The organism is Chryseobacterium sp. WG14 (genome assembly GCF_024586945.1).
Classification (GTDB): Bacteria; Bacteroidota; Bacteroidia; order Flavobacteriales; family Weeksellaceae; genus Chryseobacterium.
Map to the genome: position 1 here is coordinate 1 of NZ_JALCZD010000023.1, position 19895 is coordinate 19895.

Annotated in this window: 17 protein-coding genes; 9 read left to right on the forward strand and 8 right to left on the reverse strand. The window is 35.8% G+C overall.

From position 1 onward, the window contains the following. Together MP478_RS22260 and MP478_RS22265 are read left to right on the forward strand one after the other, a co-directional pair. A partial coding sequence (locus MP478_RS22260) for an RHS repeat-associated core domain-containing protein (protein WP_306592992.1) occupies positions 1-2047 on the forward strand: 2047 nt, incomplete at its 5' end. After that, positions 1995-2777 carry a hypothetical protein gene (locus MP478_RS22265; protein ID WP_257201697.1) on the forward strand — a complete coding sequence of 261 codons (783 nt, stop codon included), beginning with the start codon at positions 1995-1997 and terminating at the stop codon, positions 2775-2777. The genes MP478_RS22260 and MP478_RS22265, both read left to right, overlap by 53 nt. Before the next feature lie 91 nt (positions 2778-2868). Here the strand turns inward: MP478_RS22265 and ruvC are convergent, their stop codons facing one another. After that, positions 2869-3423, reverse strand: a complete 555-nt coding sequence (gene ruvC / locus MP478_RS22270; RefSeq protein WP_115916273.1) for a crossover junction endodeoxyribonuclease RuvC — start codon at positions 3421-3423, stop codon at positions 2869-2871. Between the two features lie 102 nt (positions 3424-3525). Here ruvC and MP478_RS22275 point away from each other — a divergent pair, with 102 nt between their 5' ends. Together MP478_RS22275 and MP478_RS22280 are read left to right on the forward strand one after the other, a co-directional pair. After that, positions 3526-4017 carry a hypothetical protein gene (locus tag MP478_RS22275; RefSeq protein WP_257201698.1) on the forward strand — a complete coding sequence of 164 codons (492 nt, stop codon included), beginning with the start codon at positions 3526-3528 and terminating at the stop codon, positions 4015-4017. A 2-nt stretch (positions 4018-4019) separates the two neighbouring features. Next, on the forward strand, positions 4020-5381 hold the full coding sequence (locus MP478_RS22280; protein WP_257201699.1) for a M64 family metallopeptidase: 1362 nt from the start codon (positions 4020-4022) through the stop codon (positions 5379-5381). 40 nt (positions 5382-5421) lie between these two features. On the opposite strand, the gene MP478_RS22285 is transcribed toward MP478_RS22280, so the two are convergent. Beyond that, positions 5422-5949: a 2'-5' RNA ligase family protein gene (locus MP478_RS22285; protein WP_257201700.1), complete on the reverse strand. Its 528-nt coding sequence runs from the start codon at positions 5947-5949 to the stop codon at positions 5422-5424. A gap of 20 nt (positions 5950-5969) precedes the next feature. Next, the gene (locus MP478_RS22290; RefSeq protein ID WP_257201701.1) at positions 5970-7085 is read right to left on the reverse strand and encodes a serine hydrolase domain-containing protein; all 1116 of its coding nucleotides are present in this window, start codon (positions 7083-7085) and stop codon (positions 5970-5972) included. A 264-nt stretch (positions 7086-7349) separates the two neighbouring features. Between MP478_RS22290 and MP478_RS22295 the strand changes: the two genes are divergently transcribed. Next, the gene (locus tag MP478_RS22295) at positions 7350-8759 is read left to right on the forward strand and encodes a pyridoxal-dependent decarboxylase (RefSeq protein ID WP_257201702.1); all 1410 of its coding nucleotides are present in this window, start codon (positions 7350-7352) and stop codon (positions 8757-8759) included. Positions 8760-8794: 35 nt separating this feature from the next. On the opposite strand, the gene MP478_RS22300 is transcribed toward MP478_RS22295, so the two are convergent. The 4 genes from MP478_RS22300 to MP478_RS22315 form a co-directional block, all read right to left on the reverse strand. Continuing rightward, entirely contained in the window at positions 8795-9505 is a 711-nt protein-coding gene (locus MP478_RS22300; protein ID WP_257201703.1) for a diphthine--ammonia ligase, read from the reverse strand. 138 nt (positions 9506-9643) lie between these two features. Further along, positions 9644-11332 (reverse strand): T9SS type A sorting domain-containing protein, encoded by a 1689-nt coding sequence (locus MP478_RS22305; RefSeq protein WP_257201704.1) that lies wholly within the window; start codon positions 11330-11332, stop codon positions 9644-9646. A gap of 62 nt (positions 11333-11394) precedes the next feature. Beyond that, positions 11395-12453, reverse strand: a complete 1059-nt coding sequence (locus tag MP478_RS22310; protein ID WP_257201705.1) for a hypothetical protein — start codon at positions 12451-12453, stop codon at positions 11395-11397. A gap of 84 nt (positions 12454-12537) precedes the next feature. Next, complete coding sequence (locus tag MP478_RS22315; RefSeq protein ID WP_257201706.1) at positions 12538-15885, reverse strand: methylmalonyl-CoA mutase family protein; 3348 nt, start codon at positions 15883-15885, stop codon at positions 12538-12540. Positions 15886-16134: 249 nt separating this feature from the next. On the opposite strand from MP478_RS22315, the gene MP478_RS22320 reads away from it, so the two are divergent. Then, a complete protein-coding gene (locus tag MP478_RS22320; protein WP_230037402.1) occupies positions 16135-16467 on the forward strand; it encodes a hypothetical protein in 333 nt (110 codons plus the stop codon). Positions 16468-16500: 33 nt separating this feature from the next. On the opposite strand, the gene MP478_RS22325 is transcribed toward MP478_RS22320, so the two are convergent. After that, positions 16501-17607: a DUF3667 domain-containing protein gene (locus MP478_RS22325; protein ID WP_257190008.1), complete on the reverse strand. Its 1107-nt coding sequence runs from the start codon at positions 17605-17607 to the stop codon at positions 16501-16503. Positions 17608-17952: 345 nt separating this feature from the next. On the opposite strand from MP478_RS22325, the gene rplM reads away from it, so the two are divergent. The 3 genes from rplM (at position 17953) to rpsB (ending at position 19770) form a co-directional block, all read left to right on the forward strand. Then, positions 17953-18408 carry a 50S ribosomal protein L13 gene (gene rplM / locus MP478_RS22330; RefSeq protein ID WP_047488670.1) on the forward strand — a complete coding sequence of 152 codons (456 nt, stop codon included), beginning with the start codon at positions 17953-17955 and terminating at the stop codon, positions 18406-18408. A gap of 6 nt (positions 18409-18414) precedes the next feature. Then, a complete protein-coding gene (rpsI, locus tag MP478_RS22335) occupies positions 18415-18801 on the forward strand; it encodes a 30S ribosomal protein S9 (RefSeq protein WP_034746528.1) in 387 nt (128 codons plus the stop codon). 207 nt (positions 18802-19008) lie between these two features. Then, positions 19009-19770, forward strand: coding sequence for a 30S ribosomal protein S2 (gene rpsB / locus MP478_RS22340; protein ID WP_230037406.1), 762 nt, complete (start codon positions 19009-19011; stop codon positions 19768-19770). Positions 19771-19895: the final 125 nt, after the last annotated feature.

Here is a 19895-nt window from a genome sequence, read left to right on the forward strand (position 1 = left end):
TTACGATTATAATATCAGGGGCTGGATGACCGATATTAATAAAAACCAGATGCCTGTTGCTGATTTAGGCGGAAAATTATTTGCTTATAAAATTAAATACAACCAGAGAGAAGGTATCGAAAATCCCGATACTGTACAATTCCCCGGGAAGAATGTAAAGCCAAGATACAACGGAAATATTGCAGAAGTAGACTGGAGGTCTGTACGGAGTATTGGAGCTAACCCACCCATTACTCCCAAAAGGTATGGATATGCCTATGATAGTTTAAATAGGCTAAGTGCAGGCTATTATCAGAATCCTAATAATCCGAACAGTAAAGAAAATATAGAATCCTTAGCTTATGATTTAAACGGAAATATTACCAATCTTTACAGAACTTCAGTATTTAAAGCAGCAATAAATACGGCAACGGTCATTGATAACCTTACCTATACCTATTCCGGAAACAGACTGACCAATATTAAGGACAGCACCAACAATCAGGCGGGATATGAAGGCGGAGGAAATACAATAAACTATGACCTTAATGGCAATATGAAAGATATGCAGGATAAACAGATTGTAGGAATTGGTTATAACCATTTGAATTTACCTAATTCAATAACACGTGGTCCTAATTTTAGTGTTAATCATTTGTATCGAGCTGATGGAGTGAAATTACATAAAAGAGCAGTTGAATTGAATGACGGTATCAATGGAACGGTAACGACTACAACTGATACCGATTATTTAGATGGATTTCAGTACAGCCGTATGGAAACAACAGGAGGCAGCTCACCTGGCGGAGGAGAAGAACCTGCTGGTTTTGCCATGTCTCCCATGAGAAAAGCAATGGAAATAGAGGCATTTTCCGTAGAAACGAGAAAAATTTCTCCAACCCCTACAGCTAAGACCGTAGACTTAAAATTTTTTCCAACATCAGAAGGGTTTTATGATTATGAAAAAGATCAGTATATTTACCAATACCAGGATCATCTAGGAAATGTAAGAATAAGTTTCGGAAGAAACAGCACAGGCGCTCTTGAAATTACAGATTCCAATGATTACTACCCTTTTGGGATGAGTCATTTAAATACTGGAGCAGCTTTCTTTGGGCCGAGTACATATAAAAATTATAAGTACAATGGGAAGGAGTTGCAGGAGACTGGTATGTATGATTATGGTGCGAGGATGTACATGGCAGATCTGGGTAGATGGGGAGTCTTAGATAATTACAGTGAAAAATATAATTCCTTGTCTCCATACAATTATGTTGCTGGAAATCCAATTAAATATATTGATATAAATGGAGAATGGATATATATCAATGATCAAGACGGAACACAATACAGATATCATAATGGAGCAACTCAACATCAAGTTGATGGAAAATGGACAAATATAAATAGTTCAACAAATTTATCAGATTACGTTTTACAAACGGTAGCTGGACTGAATTATTTAGATAAAAATACATCTATAGGAAATACAATGATTAGTTATTTTGACCAAGCTCAGGGGAATGATGGAAAAATGAGGGATATATATTTTAATTATACAAGTGGAGCATCTAAATTACAAGCTGAGTCTAGTAATCGTATTGATTTAAAGGTAAATGAGAGAAGTGGGGTTTGGACAACAGCAGGAAAGGAAACTCAATATTCACCTTTATATACTACTATTGGACATGAGATGGGACATGTTTACAGTAATTTTGCTTTAGGGGAAACCATAACATCTGATACTAGATTTGGTGATAAAAATACCACGGCTGAAATCTATGGCACCCATGTTGAGAATATAATTCGGGGTGAAACTTATCTTCCTCTAAGAGGTAATTATGGGGAGACATGTATAGGTGCAAATTGTATTTCTAATGATAAAGGTAGATTAATTGATAGTGCTGGCGGCAGTATTTATTACAACATAAATGGGAACGTTATTTCTCCTATACCATCTGTAGAAAAGGTTCTCAAAGTAAATAATACTATATTAGAAAATAGGTTTAATTATCATGGAGCAGCAGCATTTTATCATTGGCAGAAATTTAAAAGTCGCGGATTATAATATAATATTATTAAAAATGAAAAATATTATTTTACTACTAAATTTGATGTTGTTTTGTTCTTGTTATTCACAAGGGAAAATTACGTTAAGACAAATGAATAATTCTTTATTAAAAAATAAAAGTTTATTTCCTTATAGTACATCAAGTGATTCTACAATGATAAAAATGCTTACAAGGGGTTACACTATATATCGTTTAGCAGGTGCTCGATCTTGTAATATAGATCCCGATAAAAAATATTCTCATATTTATATAGAAGATGGTTTTAATGCAGAAAGGGGGTATTATGATGGGGTTATTATTTTTGATAATAAAGATGTTTGTGAGGTTACAGCTAATCCAAATAAATTAGATATAGATAGTCTGTCTTATATAAAAGGTAAAGAAAAAGATGCCATATATAATGAAGTTATTTTCTATACCAAAAAAATAGAAATGGAAAATTTTAAAAAGAACTATCTTAATGAATATTTTCGATATCAGCTGGTGATTCAAAATAAAACAAAAGAGTTTGAAAAGTGTTTAAATACTGATAAATATACTCCAAGATCTTCCATTGATTTAATTTCATATTATTTTACAAAAAAGAATATTGAAAAAAATTATATTCCTTTTAGTTATAAAGATACATTTATAGAGGATGGGATAAAGTATTTACCATATTTTAAAGAAGAAAAAAAGAAAGAATTTATAAACTGTATAAGTAATTTAAATATTTCAACAGAATAAAAATAAAACCTCACAATAAGTGAGGTTTTTATGTTTATAATGTGGCTGCATTTTTATTAAAAAACATTGCCATTCTTTTAAGGAAGCTTTTCTATTTCAACCGGTCCGGGTTTTGTTTCAAAAAACTATCCCAGCCGGAGTATGATTTTGTATCTGCAATGGTTCCGGAATTGAAATGATGGCATACCGCAACGGCAAGGCCATCGGAGGCATCCAGGTATTTTGTGGGGAATTCTTTTAGGTTAAGAAGATTCTGAAGCATTCCTGCTACCTGTTCTTTACTGGCATTTCCGTTTCCGGTAATGGCCATTTTAATTTTTTTAGGAGAATATTCTGTGATGGGGATATTTCTGTGGAGGCTGGCAGCCATGGCTACACCCTGGGCACGTCCTAATTTTAACATACTCTGTACATTTTTTCCAAAGAAAGGGGCTTCAAGAGCTACTTCGTCAGGATGGAACTCATCAATGAGTGCTAACGTCTTATCAAAAATATATTTAAGCTTCGTTTCGTGATTAGGATATTTTTTTAAGATCAGTTCATGAATGGAGATCATTTCCATTTTACCTTTTTTAACGGAAATAAGACCAAACCCCATGATGGCTGTTCCGGGATCAATACCTAAAATTATTTTCTCTGAAATCATTGGTTCAAAGATAAGGACTTTCTGCCATCTTTTCAGTCACCAAAAAAAATCAAATAAGAGTGATTTGTATTTAAAAGTTTATTAACTTTAAAAAAAATAGACATGAAAAATTTACTCAATTTATTAATCGTTCCCTCTTTTCTGTTTTGTAGCTTTCAGAAAGAGAGTGGGTTAGCTTCGTACGGGAGCGTGACAGTAGAAAAAACTGTAGAAAAAGGTGACCGGATTATTTATTTGTTTTTTAAAGCAGATAAAGACCGATCCGGAAGTGAAAAAATTATCCTTCAGGAAAGCAAAATTTCGGAAGGTAAGATGAAGTCAATGCCTTCTTTTGACCGAAAAGAAGTTCAAAACGGGGATTTTATTATTACGCTCGTAGAACCGGGAGGCAAAGAAATTGCCAGCCAGCATATAAAAGATCCTCTGAATCCGGAACTTGAAGTCTATGAAAAAGAAGGGATGTCCCGGCATAAGGCTTCACTTCAAAATGCCGAGTTCAGTGTGAGGTTTCCCTATTCTGAAAATATGGGTGTTGTAAAAATTGAAAAAGCCACAGACGATGGTGTAAAGCTATTATTCACTCAAAAACTATAATCATGAAAAAAATATTATTATCTCTTCTTGTGGGAAGCAGCTGTTTTGGACAGGTATTTGACAAAGTTCCCCTTTTACAGAGTGGGAGCAATGATAAACGTGTTATTATTGCGGTTTTAGGGGATGGTTTTACTGCTGCACAGCAGACCTCTTTTGTGTCATCAGCTCAGTCAACCATTGATTATCTTTTTACCAAAAGCCCTTACAAAGAATACAAAAATTATTTTAATGCCTATGCCGTGAAAGTAGTTTCTGCTGAAACGGGCGTTAAGCATCCCGGAACGGCTACAGATGTTACAGAACCCGTAATACCGGTTTCAAATCCCAATAATTATCTGGGGTCTACCTTTGATGTTGGGGTTCACAGATGTATTTACAGCAATACAACCAATAAAGTAGGACAGGTACTGGCTGCCAATATCCCGGATTATGATATCACGTATGTACTGGGTAATTCTACAGAATATGGCGGTTGTGGAGGCACCTATGCCTTTGCATCGTTGAATGGTTCTGCCAGTGAAATTGTAGTTCATGAGCTGGGGCATTCTTTTGGGAAATTAGCAGATGAATATTGGTTTGCCGGTTCTCTTGAGTCTCCCAATAAAACCCAAAACTCTAATCCGGCTACTATAAAATGGAAAAACTGGGTAGGATTAAACAGTGTGGGAGTCTATCCGTATACAGAAAGCCCAAGCTGGTTCAGACCGCATCAGAGCTGTGAGATGAGGTACCTTAACCAGCAGTTTTGCTCTGTTTGTAAAGAAGCAATTATTGAAAAAATCCATTCTTTAGTTTCTCCCGTAGATTCTTATACTCCAGCCAACAATACTACCTTAAGTGCGAGTTCCAATATCACGTTTACAGTGAATGAAATTCTTCCGATTCCCAATACCTTAGTGAATACCTGGAAATTGAACGGTGCTGCTCTTAGTGCAACAGGAAATACACTAACAGTTACCCCTGCTCAGCTGAACAATGGCAATAATACTTTATTATTTTCGGTAACAGATAATAATCCGCTGTTAAAAGTAGATAACCACAGTACGCTTCATCTTACCAATATTACGTGGACCTTAAGTAAGTCGACGCTTAGAGTTGCAGATATAAAAGCAATAGAAAGAAAATTCAGTATATATCCGAATCCTGGTGATGGAGAATTTACTATCCGTGGAAAACAGGATTTTTCCAAAAATACGAAAGTGGAAATCTATGATGCTTCAGGAAAACTGATTTCTACAAAATTTGAATTAAAAGATGCATCAACGATCTATGTTGATATCAGGAATGTTCCTTCGGGTTCTTACCTTCTGAATGTAGCAGAAGACGGACAGCCTGTTATTTCTCAGAAAATAATAAAAGAATAGATAAACATATAAACCGGCTTTTAACTGCCGGTTTTCTTTTTTAGGTTTCTCTCAAGCTCTTTTCAGCAATGGGAATCCATCTGTAATCATGGCGGAGAAGTAAAATTTTATCAACTAGAAATTTAGTTTTATATTCTTTTGATTGATATTTCTCCCAGGCCTTAATGTAATTTTCCCATGTCAGATCTCTGTATCCAACAGTCATATGCGGATTGAAAGAATATTTTGCGAAATTGAACTGTTGTTTTACCCTGTTATAAAGCTCTGTTAAATTGGGGCTGTTTTCCGGATGAACAAAGATCACCGGATTCTTAGGATTGGGAAAACTTCCAAAACCATTGAGCTCAATTTCAAAAGGAGACATTTGAGTGTCAATTTTCTGAAACGCTGTAAAAATATCACTTTCCAGTTCCATCTCTCTGGAGAATGGAGGAAATAGGGTGATATGGGCATCATTCTTCAATGCTTTGGAGCTGCCATAGCACTCTGCAAGATCTTTCTTGAAAACCTTAATCTCTTCTATGATTTCCTTTGGCGGATAAATGGCTATGAAATACATCTTTTTCATACAGTTGAAATGAGTGAAAGCTAAGGTACTTCATTTTTTTGCTTAAGCTGCATTATTATATTTTCAAGATTGTCAGTAATCTTTTTTATTTCAATATGTGGTTTGAAGACCAGGCCTTTTCCTTTTGCTTCGTCCGCAATATTGGAAAGAATGATTACAGAGGTCTTTGTTTCCGGATAATAGATATTCAGAGAAGGAGAACCTTTTATGTATCCGCTGTGAAAATAGGAGGCAGGCTTTCCGATATTCAGCATGATTCCATAGGCATACCCCATTTTTCCAAAGATGGCATGATGTCTTTCTGCGCTTTTTGCCATAAACTGTTTTAGCGTCTCCGGTTTCAGTATTTTACCTCCGTAAAGAGCATTATTCCAACGGTGAAGGTCCTGAATGGTAGAAAGTATTCCTCCGGCAGGAGTTCCTATTTCTTTTCCACCTAATCTTTTCGGCATATTCGGAACTTCTTCACACAGTGTTCCATTGCCAACATAAGCACTGGCGAAATGAGTTCCTTTAAAAGTATTTCCTGTGGAAGAATTTGTCATTCCTGCTTTTTTAAAAAGCTCCTGTACATTTTCATCATAAGATCTTCCTGATACTTTTTCTACAATTTTCCCCAACGTATTGAACCCGTCATTGGAATAGTAAAAATCTGAACCGCTTTTAAACATCAGCTTTCCGCCAAGAAGGTTCAGTCCGGAAGTATGGTTGAGAAGCTGGTGAATAGTAATATGTTCATAGTCTTTATTCTGGAATTCCTTTACATACTTAGAGGCTTTATCGGTTACATTCAGCTTTCCCTGTTCCATTTGAAGCAAAACCAGAGCAGCTGTAAATTGCTTACTCACGGAACCAATGGCAAAAATGGTATTGCTGTCAATTTTTGTTTTTTTCTTAAAATTTGAATACCCGTTTTCTTTTCTGTAAAGCGGCAGAGAATCCTTAAAGACGGCCACGCTTCCATTGAAATGATACTTTTTAAAGACAGAATCAATCTGTTGTTCTAAAAGTGTGCTTTGAAAAGCAGTAATGGTAGAGTCAATGACGGCATTTTTGTCAATGGGAGCTTGAGAAGGTTCAGTTTTACACGAAAGTAAAGAACAGAATAATACCAGGAATGCTAAATTTTTTATCACGGATGTTTGTGTTATAGGTTATAAATTATTTCAATATTTTTTCGAGACCACAGATCATTGATGGGAATATATTCTTTGAGCAGAGATCAGGTGTTTTATTTTTTAAAATTAAATAAGGTATTCTAAAGATAGTGAAATCTTTAAAAGTTTCAAAAGGATGCAAAATGCGTGCTAGGAATGAATTTAACGGGATTTTTTATAGGAATTTAATCTAAACTTAGAGAGTATTTAATACATTTGAAAGATTATAAGCAACCTACCATCATGAAAGGACATTTAAAAAGTGATTCAGAACAAATTGATTACCTGCTGGATATCATAAAAAGACAGGGGACAGAATATCTGAATAATATTACAGACAGGCCGACCTCTATAGATAATGCTCCTATACCAGGGCTACAGGGCTTGCCGGAAACGGGCTATGGAACGGAAAAAACGCTACAGATTTTCAACGAAAAATTCGAGCCGATAATGGTTGGATCTGGAGGTCCTAGATATTGGGGGTTTGTAACAGGAGGAACTACTCCGGCATCCATTGTGGGAGATTGGCTGGCCACTATTTATGATCAGAATACCCAAACCGTGTCAGGACAAGGAGATATTTCAGCAAATATAGAGATCGAAACAATACAGCTTTTGCTTACACTTCTTCAGCTTCCGGAAAACTTTCTTGGAGGTTTTGTATCAGGAGCCACCATGTCGAATTTTACCTGCCTGGCTGTGGGCCGTCAATGGGTAGGAAAAGAACAGGGAAGAGATATTGCGAAAGAAGGTGTTTCCGGAACAGTAAAAATACTGACAGCAACTCCACACTCATCTTCCATAAAGTCATTGTCATTATTAGGGCTGGGAAGCAATAATATTGTTAAAATTAAAACAGAAGAAGGAAACCGTGAGGCTATCAATATCAAAGATCTTGAAGAACATATTCTGAGACTTACCGGTGAGCCGTTTATCCTGATTTCAAGTGGCGGAACTGTAAATACAGTGGATTTTGATGATTTTAAGGCTATCAGTGAATTAAAAGAGAAATATAATTTCTGGTGGCATATTGATGCGGCTTTTGGAGGATTTGCAGCATGTTCAGATTCATATAAACACCTTGTGGAAGGCTGGGAATATGCTGACAGTATTACGGTAGACTGTCATAAATGGTTGAATGTTCCTTATGAAAGTGCTGTGTTTTTAATCAGGGAACAACATAAAATTTTGCAGGTGGAAACCTTTCAGAATTCAAATGCACCTTATCTGGGAGATCCGTTGGAGAATTTCAGTTATTTAAATTTTCTTCCTGAAAACTCAAGAAGATTAAAGGCACTTCCGGCCTGGTTCTCTATTATGGCTTATGGTAGAAAAGGGTATCAGGAGATTGTAGATAAGAATATATCATGGGCAAAACAGTTGGGAGAGTTAATTGAAAACAGTAATGATTTTAAATTGCTGGCCCCGGTACGGTTGAATACGGTTTGCTTTACATTAAAGGATGAGGTAAAGGAGGATGAGGTAGGGCGATTTCTTGAAAAGCTTAATGATACAGGGAAAGTCTTTATGACACCTACTTTTTATAACCAGCATAACGGAATAAGAGCTGCATTTGTCAACTGGATGACCAGTGAAAAGGATATTCAGCTGGTATTTGATCTCATGAATGAAATCATTACTGAAATAAAATAATATGTTGAAAAGCCTGCTGATAAATATTCACAGGCTTATTTTAATAGCAGGTCACAGAACCAGAAAACATATTCTCCATCCTCTTCTTCAGGACTTGTTTTAGGCTTGGGGTATGTTTTCTTTACTGTTTCGCCTATTGTAAACTGAATCGGGTCTTTATAAATGGGACCGTCAAAAGTAAAGGTATGGAATTCTCCGTTTTCTCCGCAAGGGTCTACATTTTCAGGAAGGTCATTAATGAAGCTTTGATCAATAATCCGGCCCGCAAAGCTTTTATCCAGATAATTCCCGTTCACACAGGTTACGATGGTTTTGAAACCCAGATCTAAGAATTCATGGATGAGGTCTGATGTATTTTGCTTCCAAAGAGGAAAAACGGCTTCCATACCGATACTGTTTAGTTGTTTTTCCCTGTATTGACGGAGATCTTCAAGGAAAATATCTCCAAAAACAGAATGGGAAACCCCTTGGGACTTTATTTCAGACATCGTTTTATTCATTATTTCCCGGTATTCTTCCATGGAGGGCTCTTTCGGAAGTTCCATTTTTATCAGGGGTATTCCTATATGGGCAGCCTGCTGCTCCAAAAGAGATACATGAACCCCATGCATAGAAATTCTTTGAAACTCCTTATTGATACTGGTAAGCAGGGTGGTGACCTCATACCGGTTTTCCTGTAGTGTTTTGTAAAGAGCCAGAGCAGAATCTTTTCCGCTGCTCCAGTTGAATAAAGCTTTCGGTTTCATTGTAAAATAAAAATCTCCCAAAAATAAGGAGATTTTAGCTATTAGTATCTTTTGTTCTGAATTTCTTTCACAGGAATAAATCCATCATTGAAATAATTTATCTTTAACTCAGAGGATTGTTATTTAAATTTGTAATTTCTATTTTTTGATTAATTTTTTGCTAACAATAAGTTTGTTTGATTGATCGAAAACTTCTATCATATAGTTTCCGGTTGTAAGCTTATTTACGTCTATCTTATTAGATAATATATTTGTTGACAGAACTAATTTTCCACTTACATCGTAAATTTTCACAGAGGATAGTTTTTTTCCGTTCTCTATTGTGATAAAATCTTGGGCAGGATTTGGATATATCTTTAGATCATTATTGGAAACATTTTCTTTTGTAGATAATGTTCCACCTTGTAATAACTCAGCAATATAATAATTGCTGCCTCCTAAATTGTTAATTGCAGTACCTTTTATTGATTGCGCGGAAGTATTTCCACTTAAAAGTAATTTATTCCCTGATATGGAAATTTTTTGATTTAAGTCACTAAAAGAATTCTGAACAATAGGTTCTATAAAACTTAAGCTACCGTTTGAACTAAGCTTAATAACATTTGAGGAATAAGTGGGCATTTGATATTCTGTATTTCCAAGTGTAATTTTATCAAACCATCTTCCATAAATGTAGCTATTTCCAGACCCGTCTACATCAAATTGGTTTGAATCATATGTTCCGGAGGTAAAGATAGGAGTTGATGACAACACATCTCCTGTTTTAGAAATTATTGATATCTCATTAGCAATACTTTTGTTCAAATAAGGATCTGTATGATAAACCCCGTTTAAACTCAGAAAAGATGAGGTGCCGATAGTGTTTCGTGCTAAAACCTCGTAAATAAAGAAGTTGAGTCCATTGTATTTTATATCAATAGGCCAGCTATATTTACGTGTTCCGGCAGGTACATTTTCGTAGAAATTTTTACCAAATACAGGATTTCCCGAAGAGTCAAATTTTACCATCAAAAAATTAAGTTCATCTGCATTTCCATTGATTTGTATATTTCCAATATTATAGGTTGTAGGATATGAAAAAGGCTCATAAAAAGCATACATATTATTGTTTTCATCAAAAGCAAAATGTCCGGTCCAAGGATCTAAATCGTCATATTTTTTCAGATAAATAATATTTCCTGTTTGGCCATCTAATTTTGCTATGAAGCTGCTTATTGGGTCATAAGTTTGATTATCAAAAGTCAAACTTCCTCCCTGATTTTGCCCTACCCAAATGATAACATCTCCGTTTTTATCATAAAAACAAAAGACTTTTGGATTGGCGGTAGAATTGGTAATGCTTTTTTTCCAAAGAAGTTCACCGGAACTCGAGATCTTAATTATCTCATATGCATAATTCGTTAAAGGAGTGATAATTCCACTATTGCTATGAAAAGTAGTATTATTTGATGTTTCAATAGAATATATAGTTTCACCTTGGGCATTTACATCAATGTTCTTGGCATTATCATAGCTGGATGGCTGTATATTGGCTGAAGTTATATAGGCTTGTGAAATTAAATTGCCGGTAGCATCTAATTTTGCGAATACGCTGGCTTTATTTGTTCCTGTATTAATTTGATTTCCAAAGAAGTTTACATTCCCGGAAACAATTACATGAGTATAAACACTTCCATCAGAAAATGTTTTCAAATAGCTTGGAGTAATAGTCTGGGACGGTGATCCTGTATTAGATTGCAGAAGCCTGTTTAGCTGTAAATTATTTTGTGCATCTAAAGTATGGGTAGTCAAAATTAGGAGTAAACAAATAAGTAGTGTTTTTTTCATGGTGTAATTTTTCAAATACAAAAATAAATAAAAATCTCCCAAAAATAAGGAGATTTTAGCTATTAGTATCTTTTGTTCTGAATTTCTTTCACAGGAATGAATCCTCCATTGAAGTAATTGATTTTCATTTCAAAAGGATAAGCGGGATTGGTCATAATCAGAGCTCCAATGGCACCAAAAAATGCAGCTCCGGTAACCATCATACTTCCTCTATTGGGATCTAATCTTATTTTTCCAATGAAATAATAGTCATTATCCCTCTTTTCAGCCTTGGTAAACAGGTTTTCTATGGAAAGATAGATATAAGGTTCACCTTTATATACCACAGCATAGATATCATCCTTCTTGATCTCTTTTTCTTTGCCGTCTGCCGTTTCATAGATTCTTACAATTTTGGGAGCATTACCATAAAACTTCACATTCGTAATTTCCTGATCCGGCTGTTGATTTTTTAAAGAATTATAATCTTTGTAAACGCCATCTTTCAATTGAGGTGAGTTATAAAAACGGATCGACTCTTTTGCCGTATCATCAAAGTTTTTAACCTGCTCATAAGTATAGTGATGGGTAACTTCAGGTTTTTTAGAGGCATTTTTACTGATAAAGTCAATAAGCATTTCGCTTCCTTTCTGTAGGGTTTCTTTAGTGACATCAGTTGCCTTGTGATCAATTACCGTATCAGGCTGATCAATCAAAGAATATGTTCCATCTTCATTTTTTGAAAATAAAAATGCTTGAAAATAACAATACCCGTGCTCACTTAGTTTAGCAGTAAGCTCGGCAAAATAGAGCTGTTTAAGATATAAAACTAAAGTCCCGTTTTCAGTATTCTCACCATTAATGCCATTCAGTACATTCTGAAACTGGCTGGAAAGGCTCGAAGCAGAAACAACCTTTGCTTTAGCATTCAAAAGCCCCTGCTGAACAATTCCTAATGAAGTGGTATCTGTTCTGCGGTCAATAAGTTGGATTGTTTTATAATAGCTCTTATCTACTTTTTTAGTGGGAAGGCTGATGGTGAAATCTTCAGTTCGCTTTTGAGAAGATAACACTGAAGTAAGACAGACTATCATCACAATTAAGGCTCTGTTAAAATAATTTTTCATGATTATTCTCTTCATGGGTAAAAGTTTTGGATTAAAAATACAAAAAAACCTCAAAGAAATTCCTTGAGGTTTTAGTTTTATATTCTTGTGTTCAGAATATTACATATTTCTTCTGTACTTACCGCCTACTTCAAATAAAGCATTGGTGATTTGTCCAAGAGAACAGTATTTCACAGCATCCATCATAATCCCAAACAGGTTTTGCTGATTGATGGCTGCATATTGTAATCTTTTGAGCGCTTCTTCAGATCTATCTTCATTTGATTTTTGGAAATTATGAAGCGTTTCGATCTGAACCTGCTTTTCTTCTTCTGTAGAACGGATCACTTCCCCCGGACGAACCGTAGGTGAACCGTCCTTCCCAAGGAAGGTATTTACCCCAATAATAGGGTATTCTCCGGTATGCTTCAGCCACTCGTAATGCATAGATTCTTCCTGGATTTTTGAACGTTGGTACATAGTTTCCATAGCACCAAGAACACCGCCTCTTTCCGTAATTCTGTCAAATTCTGCATATACCGCTTCCTCTACAAGATCCGTCAGTTCTTCAATAATAAATGATCCCTGCAAAGGATTTTCATTTTTGGCTAACCCTAATTCTTTATTAATGATCAGCTGGATAGCCATTGCCCGTCTTACAGACTGTTCTGTAGGTGTTGTAATAGCTTCATCATATGCATTGGTATGTAGTGAGTTACAGTTGTCGTAGATAGCATAAAGTGCCTGAAGCGTAGTTCTGATATCATTGAAATCAATTTCCTGGGCGTGAAGAGAACGTCCTGAAGTCTGGATATGATATTTCAACATTTGGCTTCTTTCGTCAGCCCCATATTTCAGTTTCATAGCTTTTGCCCAGATTCTTCTTGCTACACGTCCGATTACTGAATATTCAGGATCGATACCATTGGAGAAGAAGAAAGATAAATTCGGCGCAAAATCGTTGATATCCATTCCGCGGCTCAGGTAGTATTCTACATATGTAAATCCGTTAGCCAATGTAAATGCAAGCTGCGAAACCGGGTTGGCACCAGCTTCAGCAATATGGTATCCTGAAATAGAGACAGAATAGAAGTTTCTTACTTTTTCTGTGATAAAATATTCCTGAACATCCCCCATTAATCTTAAAGCAAATTCCGTAGAGAAAATACAGGTATTCTGAGCCTGGTCTTCTTTTAAAATATCTGCCTGAACTGTTCCACGAACAGTAGCGATTGTTTTAGCTTTAATTTCAGCATAAGCTTCCGCAGGAATCACTTCATCTCCTGTAATCCCTAATAGCTTTAATCCTAAACCATTGTTGGATGGAGGAAGTTCCCCATTATATTTTGGTCTTTCTAACCCTTTATCGTCAAATTTTGCTTTTAAAACAGTTTCAACTTTAGCTTCCAGTTTATGTTCAGCGATGTATTTTTCAACGTTCTGGTCGATGGCAGCATTCATAAAGAAAGCCAGTAGCATAGGAGCGGGACCGTTAATCGTCATTGAAACGGAAGTGAGTGCATTCACCAGGTCAAATCCGGAATACAGCTTCTTGGCATCATCCAGAGTGGCGATAGAAACTCCGGCATTTCCGATCTTACCATAAATATCTGGTGGTAAAGCGGGGTCCTGTCCGTATAAGGTTACAGAGTCAAAAGCTGTTGACAAACGTTTAGCAGGCATTTCTGCAGAAACGTAATGGAATCTTCTGTTGGTTCTTTCCGGACCTCCTTCCCCGGCAAACATTCTTGTTGGGTCTTCTCCTGTTCTTTTAAAAGGATAAATTCCTGCCGTGTAAGGGAATCCTCCCGGAAGATTTTCCTGGCCTTTCCACTTGATCAGATCACCCCAGTCGTTGTATTTTGGTAATGCAATTTTTGGAATTCTCAAATGGGAAAGAGACTCTGTAGAAGTTTCAACTTTAATTTCTTTTCCACGTACAAAATAAGAATAAAACTCTTCATGGAAAGCTTTTTTCGTATCCTCCCAGGACCTCAGGAAGTCGATATTTTCCTGTTGAAGTTCCTTTTCAGCTTTTTGATACTCGGCATCTAAAGCCTCATTGGAAATAATTTTTTTGACCCCTTCAATATGATACATTGTTCGCGCTAATTCAGCTTGCTTTTCAATGTTTTCATCATATATTCTGTTATTTTCAACAATTTCAGACAGGTAACGGACTCTTTTTGGAGGAATAATCGTTACTTCTTCAGTAATTTCCTGTTCCGCAAAGGTTTTTAAATCCAAACCGGAAAACTTATCGTTTACTTTTGAAACGAGTCTGTTGTATAATTCTGTTGTTCCATGATCATTGAACTGAGATGCTTTTGTAGCATATACAGGCATTTCATCCAATGGACTTTCCCAAAGTAAATGGTTTCTCTGGAACTGTTTTCTTACAGCCTGAAGTGCATCAAGAGCACCCCGTTTATCAGATTTATTTAAAGCCACTAAATCCGCATAATCCAGCATGTCAATTTTCTCAAGCTGAGTGGAAGCTCCATATTCGGGAGTCATCACATACATGGAAACATCAGCAAAATCAGAAACTTCTGAACCGGATTGCCCGATACCTGAGGTTTCCAGAATGATTACATCCGGATGTGCCAGTTTCAGCACATTTAAAGCAGAATGAATAAACGGTGACACAGAAACGTTATTTTCTCTTGTGGCCATTGAACGCATATAAACTCTCGGGTCATTGATCGCATTCATACGGATTCTGTCCCCTAAAAGCGCTCCTCCTGTTTTCTTTTTTGAAGGGTCTATAGAAATAATGGCAATTTTTTTATCCGGGTTTGAACGGATGAAACGTCTTACCAATTCATCTGTTAATGAAGATTTTCCTGCTCCACCTGTACCTGTGATACCGATGATGGGAATATTCAGGTCTTTTGATTTTTCGTCAATAGCTTTTACCAGCTCGGGTTTTTCTTCAGAAAAGTTTTCTACAGCAGAAATAATTTTGGCAATACTTGTTGAGTTTTCAAAACTGATAGCATCTAAATCATCTGCAGTAATTTCTTTACCTGTAGCAAAGTCTGCCCTGTTTACCAAATCATCGATCATTCCCTGTAATCCCAGTTCCCGGCCGTCGTCCGGAGAATAAATTCTGTCGATTCCATAGTCCATCAGGTCTTTGATCTCTTCAGGAAGGATAACACCGCCACCGCCACCAAAGATTTTAATCTGTGGTGAGTTTTTTTCCCTTAGCAGGTCGTAGATATATTTGAAATATTCATTATGACCTCCCTGATAGGATGTCAGGGCAATGGCATTGGCATCTTCCTGGATAGCTGTATTTACAACTTCCTCAGCTGATTTATCATGTCCCAGGTGAATCACTTCACATCCTGTTCCCTGGATGACACGACGCATAATATTGATCGCAGCATCATGCCCGTCAAATAAGGAGGCAGCTGTTACGATTCTTACTTTGTTGGTTGGAGTATATTTTTGGGTTTCCATAAAAATTCTAGAAAGTTTCTAAGCTTTCAAATATAACAATAAAAAAAGAACCGTGTGTTTGATTTTATAGTATTGATTTCCATTATGTTGTAAGCCGTTATTTAATAAAAACACCCCGGTTTTAGGCTGGAGAGTTTAAGGGTTTGATCGTTTAAGGCTTCAGAAGCAGCATAAGTTGGGGAGATTGGGAATTTTCATTTTCAAATTCTCAAATTAAATTCTCTACTTTTGCAAAATATTTTTACAGGTATGCAAAAAGCTTTGATGTATTTCGCGTTGGGAACGGTAGTAAGCTTCCTTATTAATTATTTTTTTTTAAGCTCAGAAAATCTGGCTCTGGATATCTATTATGCGGTTGCCTTTGGTTTAGCGTGGGGAATTGCCTATTATCTTGATACCCCTAATTTTACATTGCCACAAAAAATGGGATTGTCTTTTGTAGCAATGGGAATTCTGGTTCTTGTGGGAACTTTAATTTTTAATCTGGAACTGGCTATACCGTCTATTCTTAAATTCTCTACAGTTTTTGTTGCCTATTATTTATTTGCAAGCTTCAGAGGAAGCAAGTCATTAAGAAAATAAAAATGGCTTCCCTTGTAAACTCCTCATTTGTATCTAATGAATCATCAGGAAGCTTACTAAGGCAAGACCTGTCACCAAAATCATAAAAGCAAAGGAATTAACAGTCAGTAATGTAAGCCCAATTATAAAGCTTACCAATCCATGGGCATGATAAGCACGGCGGTGAGCGATGAAAAAATATCCAATATTGTATAATAACAGAACACTTATAGTTAAATACAACAATACGTTAATAAGCTTGAAGCTTGTTACTCCCACCAGCTTGTAGACTAAGAATATAAATAAAATATTCAGGAGAAGGAATGAGAAATAATGTAGGGTAAAAATTCCGTGATCGAAATACCACCATTTTTTCTTACTGTGAAAGATCCATAAAAAGAAGGCGAAAAGAGGAAGATAAATGAAAAGTGCTTTAGGCAGATTATGGAATGATTTTTCTATCATATTTAAAATGATCTCTTCTTTTTTTACCCCCTTTTCTTTAAGCTCAAAGAATTTATGAGCTAGCGGTATTTTAATAAAATCAAGAGAAGAAGGATTTTTAACGGCGGCCGAGTCGTAGGATTTCCTTGTTTTGTAGCCTCCATACTCAGCATCTGTATCTATTTTTTTGTTCATCTCCAAGGCTCCTTGTATTTCATTCACTGTCACAGTGTCTGGTAATAGATTGAGATTTTGGATTGACAGAGAATCTTCTTTAGTCAGTTTCCGTTCAGCTTTTATACTGTCGAACATCTTCTGCATCTGTGGTGATTTTACCTTTTCAAAGAAATTTATTTTGGATTCATTTTTGGAATCCTTATCCCCTCCAAAATTAAGATTAACCATAGGGAAAAGGGCGAACACGAAAAAAGTAATAAAGCTGACAAAAATATACAGCTTTACAGGAGGTACAAATTTTTGTCTTTTTCCTTCCAGATAAGTACTGGTAAGTGTTCCGGGTTTGAAGATCAGGTTTTTTAATGTTCCCCAAAACTGACCGTCATAATGGGTAAAATCTTCAATAAAATGGGTAAAAAGAAAATAAAAAGGCTGACGTCTTTCGATATTCTCCTGTCCACAGTGGGGGCAGAATCTTTCTTCCACCTGATGCCCGCAGTTAAGGCAGGTTTTATCTTCTCTTATTTTTCCGTGGCTCATAGTTCTGGGTTTGGCGCAAATATAATTATTTAACGAATTAAAATAATGATATTACTAAGCTTTTACGGAAATTGTTAATGAAAAATTAAAAAAAGAAAGAGTTGAGGGAAGAAACTCTTTTCTTTATCACCTGTGCTTTTAGAATCATCTAAACGTTTTTTTTCATCGCAACAATTTTTTACAAGATGTATGCCAAAGTTTAACATAGTGTTAAAATCTATTAAAGACAGTTCGCCATACAATATTCTATAGATTAAATAAAATATGTTTTTCAGTTACAAAAATAATTTGTACCTTTGCACACCCTTTTAGGGGAAAATTATGTTTAATCTTTAACTAAAACGTGTGAATACATTAAGTTACAAAACTGTTTCAGCGAACAAAGCTACTGCGAATAAAGAATGGGTTGTGGTAGACGCTGAAGGACAGCCGTTAGGTAGACTAGCTTCTACGGTTGCAAAGATTTTGAGAGGTAAGCACAAAACGAATTTTACACCTCACGTAGATTGTGGTGATAACGTAATCGTTTTGAATGCTGGGAAAATTACACTTTCCGGAAACAAGTGGGCTGATAAGACTTATATCTGGCATACAGGATATCCTGGTGGGCAGAAGTCTATGACTGCGGCTGAACTTCAAAAGAAAGATTCTTTAAAGGTATTGGAGAAGTCTGTAAAAGGTATGTTACCTAAAAACAAACTGGGATCTGCTATCCTTAAAAATCTTTATTTATATGAAGGTACTGAGCACAAACATGAAGCTCAACAGCCTAAAACAATTAATGTTAACGAATTTAAATAATTAATTATGTCTATAGTTCACAAAATCGGAAGAAGAAAAACTTCTGTAGCAAGAGTTTATGTAAGACCAGGTTCTGGAATCATTACAGTAAACGGTAAAGACGCTGCAACTTATTTCTCTACAGACGTGATGGTTTACAAATTAAACCAACCGTTTATCCTTTCTGAGACTGTTGGTCAGTATGACGTTACCGTAAACGTATTCGGTGGTGGAAATACAGGTCAGGCAGAAGCTATCAGATTAGGTATTTCAAGAGCTTTATGCGAAATTAATGCTGAATTCAGATTAGCATTAAAGCCTGCTGGTTTACTTACAAGAGACGCAAGAATGGTGGAAAGAAAGAAGCCTGGTCAGAAAAAAGCAAGAAAGAGATTCCAATTCTCAAAACGTTAAGATTTCCTGTGGGCGAATGGCTACTGGCTATTGGCTACAGAAATGTATTAAATTTTTTTTAAACTTAATCTCGGCGAAAAGCCATTGCTACAAGCAAAAAGCCTTACGCCACATTGCCCGTTACGTTTAGCATCCAAACGCTTCTCCCATCTAAAGAAGTTGTTGATTGTTTAAAAGACGGAAAGTAAACTAACAAAAACAGAAAACATGGCAAAAGCAAATGTAAAAGACCTTTTAGAGGCTGGTGTACACTTCGGTCACATGACTAGAAAGTGGAATCCAAATATGGCTCCATACATTTTTATGGAGAAGAACGGTATTCACATTGTAGACTTACATAAAACAGCAGTTAAATTAGATGAAGCTTGCAGCGCTTTAGAAAAATTAACTTCTGCAGGTAAAAAAGTTCTATTCGTTGCAACTAAAAAGCAAGCGAAAGAAGTTGTTGCAAAACATGCTTCAGAACTTAATATGCCTTATATCACAGAAAGATGGCCAGGTGGTATGTTAACGAACTTCGTTACTATCAGAAAGGCTGTAAAGAAGATGAACTCTATCGACAAAATGAAAAAAGACGGTACGTTCGAAACTTTATCTAAGAAAGAAAGATTACAAGTTGACAGACAAAGAGCTAACTTAGAGAAAAACTTAGGTTCTATCTCTGACATGGTTCGTCTTCCTTCTGCAATCTTCGTTGTAGATATTATGAGAGAACATATTGCTGTAACTGAAGCTAAGAAATTAGGTATTCCAGTTTTCGGTATTGTTGATACAAACTCTGATCCAAGAAAAGTAGACTTCGTTATCCCAGGAAACGATGATGCTTCTAAATCTATTGATATGATCCTGAATATTGTTTCTGAATCTATCAAAGAAGGTCAGTCTCAAAGAAAAGCTGATAAAGAAAAATCTAAAGAAGAAGGAGAAAAAGTATCTGCTGATACAGATGCTGATTTCGATGCTGAATAATTAAAGATATTTCTTTGACTAGTCCTGAAATAACGATACAAATTAAAGGATAAAAGTAAATAATTAAACCAGAGTAAATTTATTTTTGCTTTGGTTTTTTATTTTATAAGTTTTCATTTTTAATT

Coding starts and splice junctions, on each gene's coding strand:
- MP478_RS22265 (WP_257201697.1), top strand. CDS start 1,995: ATGGAGCAGCAGCATTTTATCATTGGCAGAAATTTAAAAGTCGCGGAT.
- ruvC (WP_115916273.1), bottom strand. CDS start 3,423: ATGATTTCAGAGAAAATAATTTTAGGTATTGATCCCGGAACAGCCATC.
- MP478_RS22275 (WP_257201698.1), top strand. CDS start 3,526: ATGAAAAATTTACTCAATTTATTAATCGTTCCCTCTTTTCTGTTTTGT.
- MP478_RS22280 (WP_257201699.1), top strand. CDS start 4,020: ATGAAAAAAATATTATTATCTCTTCTTGTGGGAAGCAGCTGTTTTGGA.
- MP478_RS22285 (WP_257201700.1), bottom strand. CDS start 5,949: ATGAAAAAGATGTATTTCATAGCCATTTATCCGCCAAAGGAAATCATA.
- MP478_RS22295 (WP_257201702.1), top strand. CDS start 7,350: ATGAAAGGACATTTAAAAAGTGATTCAGAACAAATTGATTACCTGCTG.
- MP478_RS22300 (WP_257201703.1), bottom strand. CDS start 9,505: ATGAAACCGAAAGCTTTATTCAACTGGAGCAGCGGAAAAGATTCTGCT.
- MP478_RS22305 (WP_257201704.1), bottom strand. CDS start 11,332: ATGAAAAAAACACTACTTATTTGTTTACTCCTAATTTTGACTACCCAT.
- MP478_RS22310 (WP_257201705.1), bottom strand. CDS start 12,453: ATGAAGAGAATAATCATGAAAAATTATTTTAACAGAGCCTTAATTGTG.
- MP478_RS22315 (WP_257201706.1), bottom strand. CDS start 15,885: ATGGAAACCCAAAAATATACTCCAACCAACAAAGTAAGAATCGTAACA.
- MP478_RS22320 (WP_230037402.1), top strand. CDS start 16,135: ATGCAAAAAGCTTTGATGTATTTCGCGTTGGGAACGGTAGTAAGCTTC.
- MP478_RS22325 (WP_257190008.1), bottom strand. CDS start 17,607: ATGAGCCACGGAAAAATAAGAGAAGATAAAACCTGCCTTAACTGCGGG.
- rpsI (WP_034746528.1), top strand. CDS start 18,415: ATGTCTATAGTTCACAAAATCGGAAGAAGAAAAACTTCTGTAGCAAGA.
- rpsB (WP_230037406.1), top strand. CDS start 19,009: ATGGCAAAAGCAAATGTAAAAGACCTTTTAGAGGCTGGTGTACACTTC.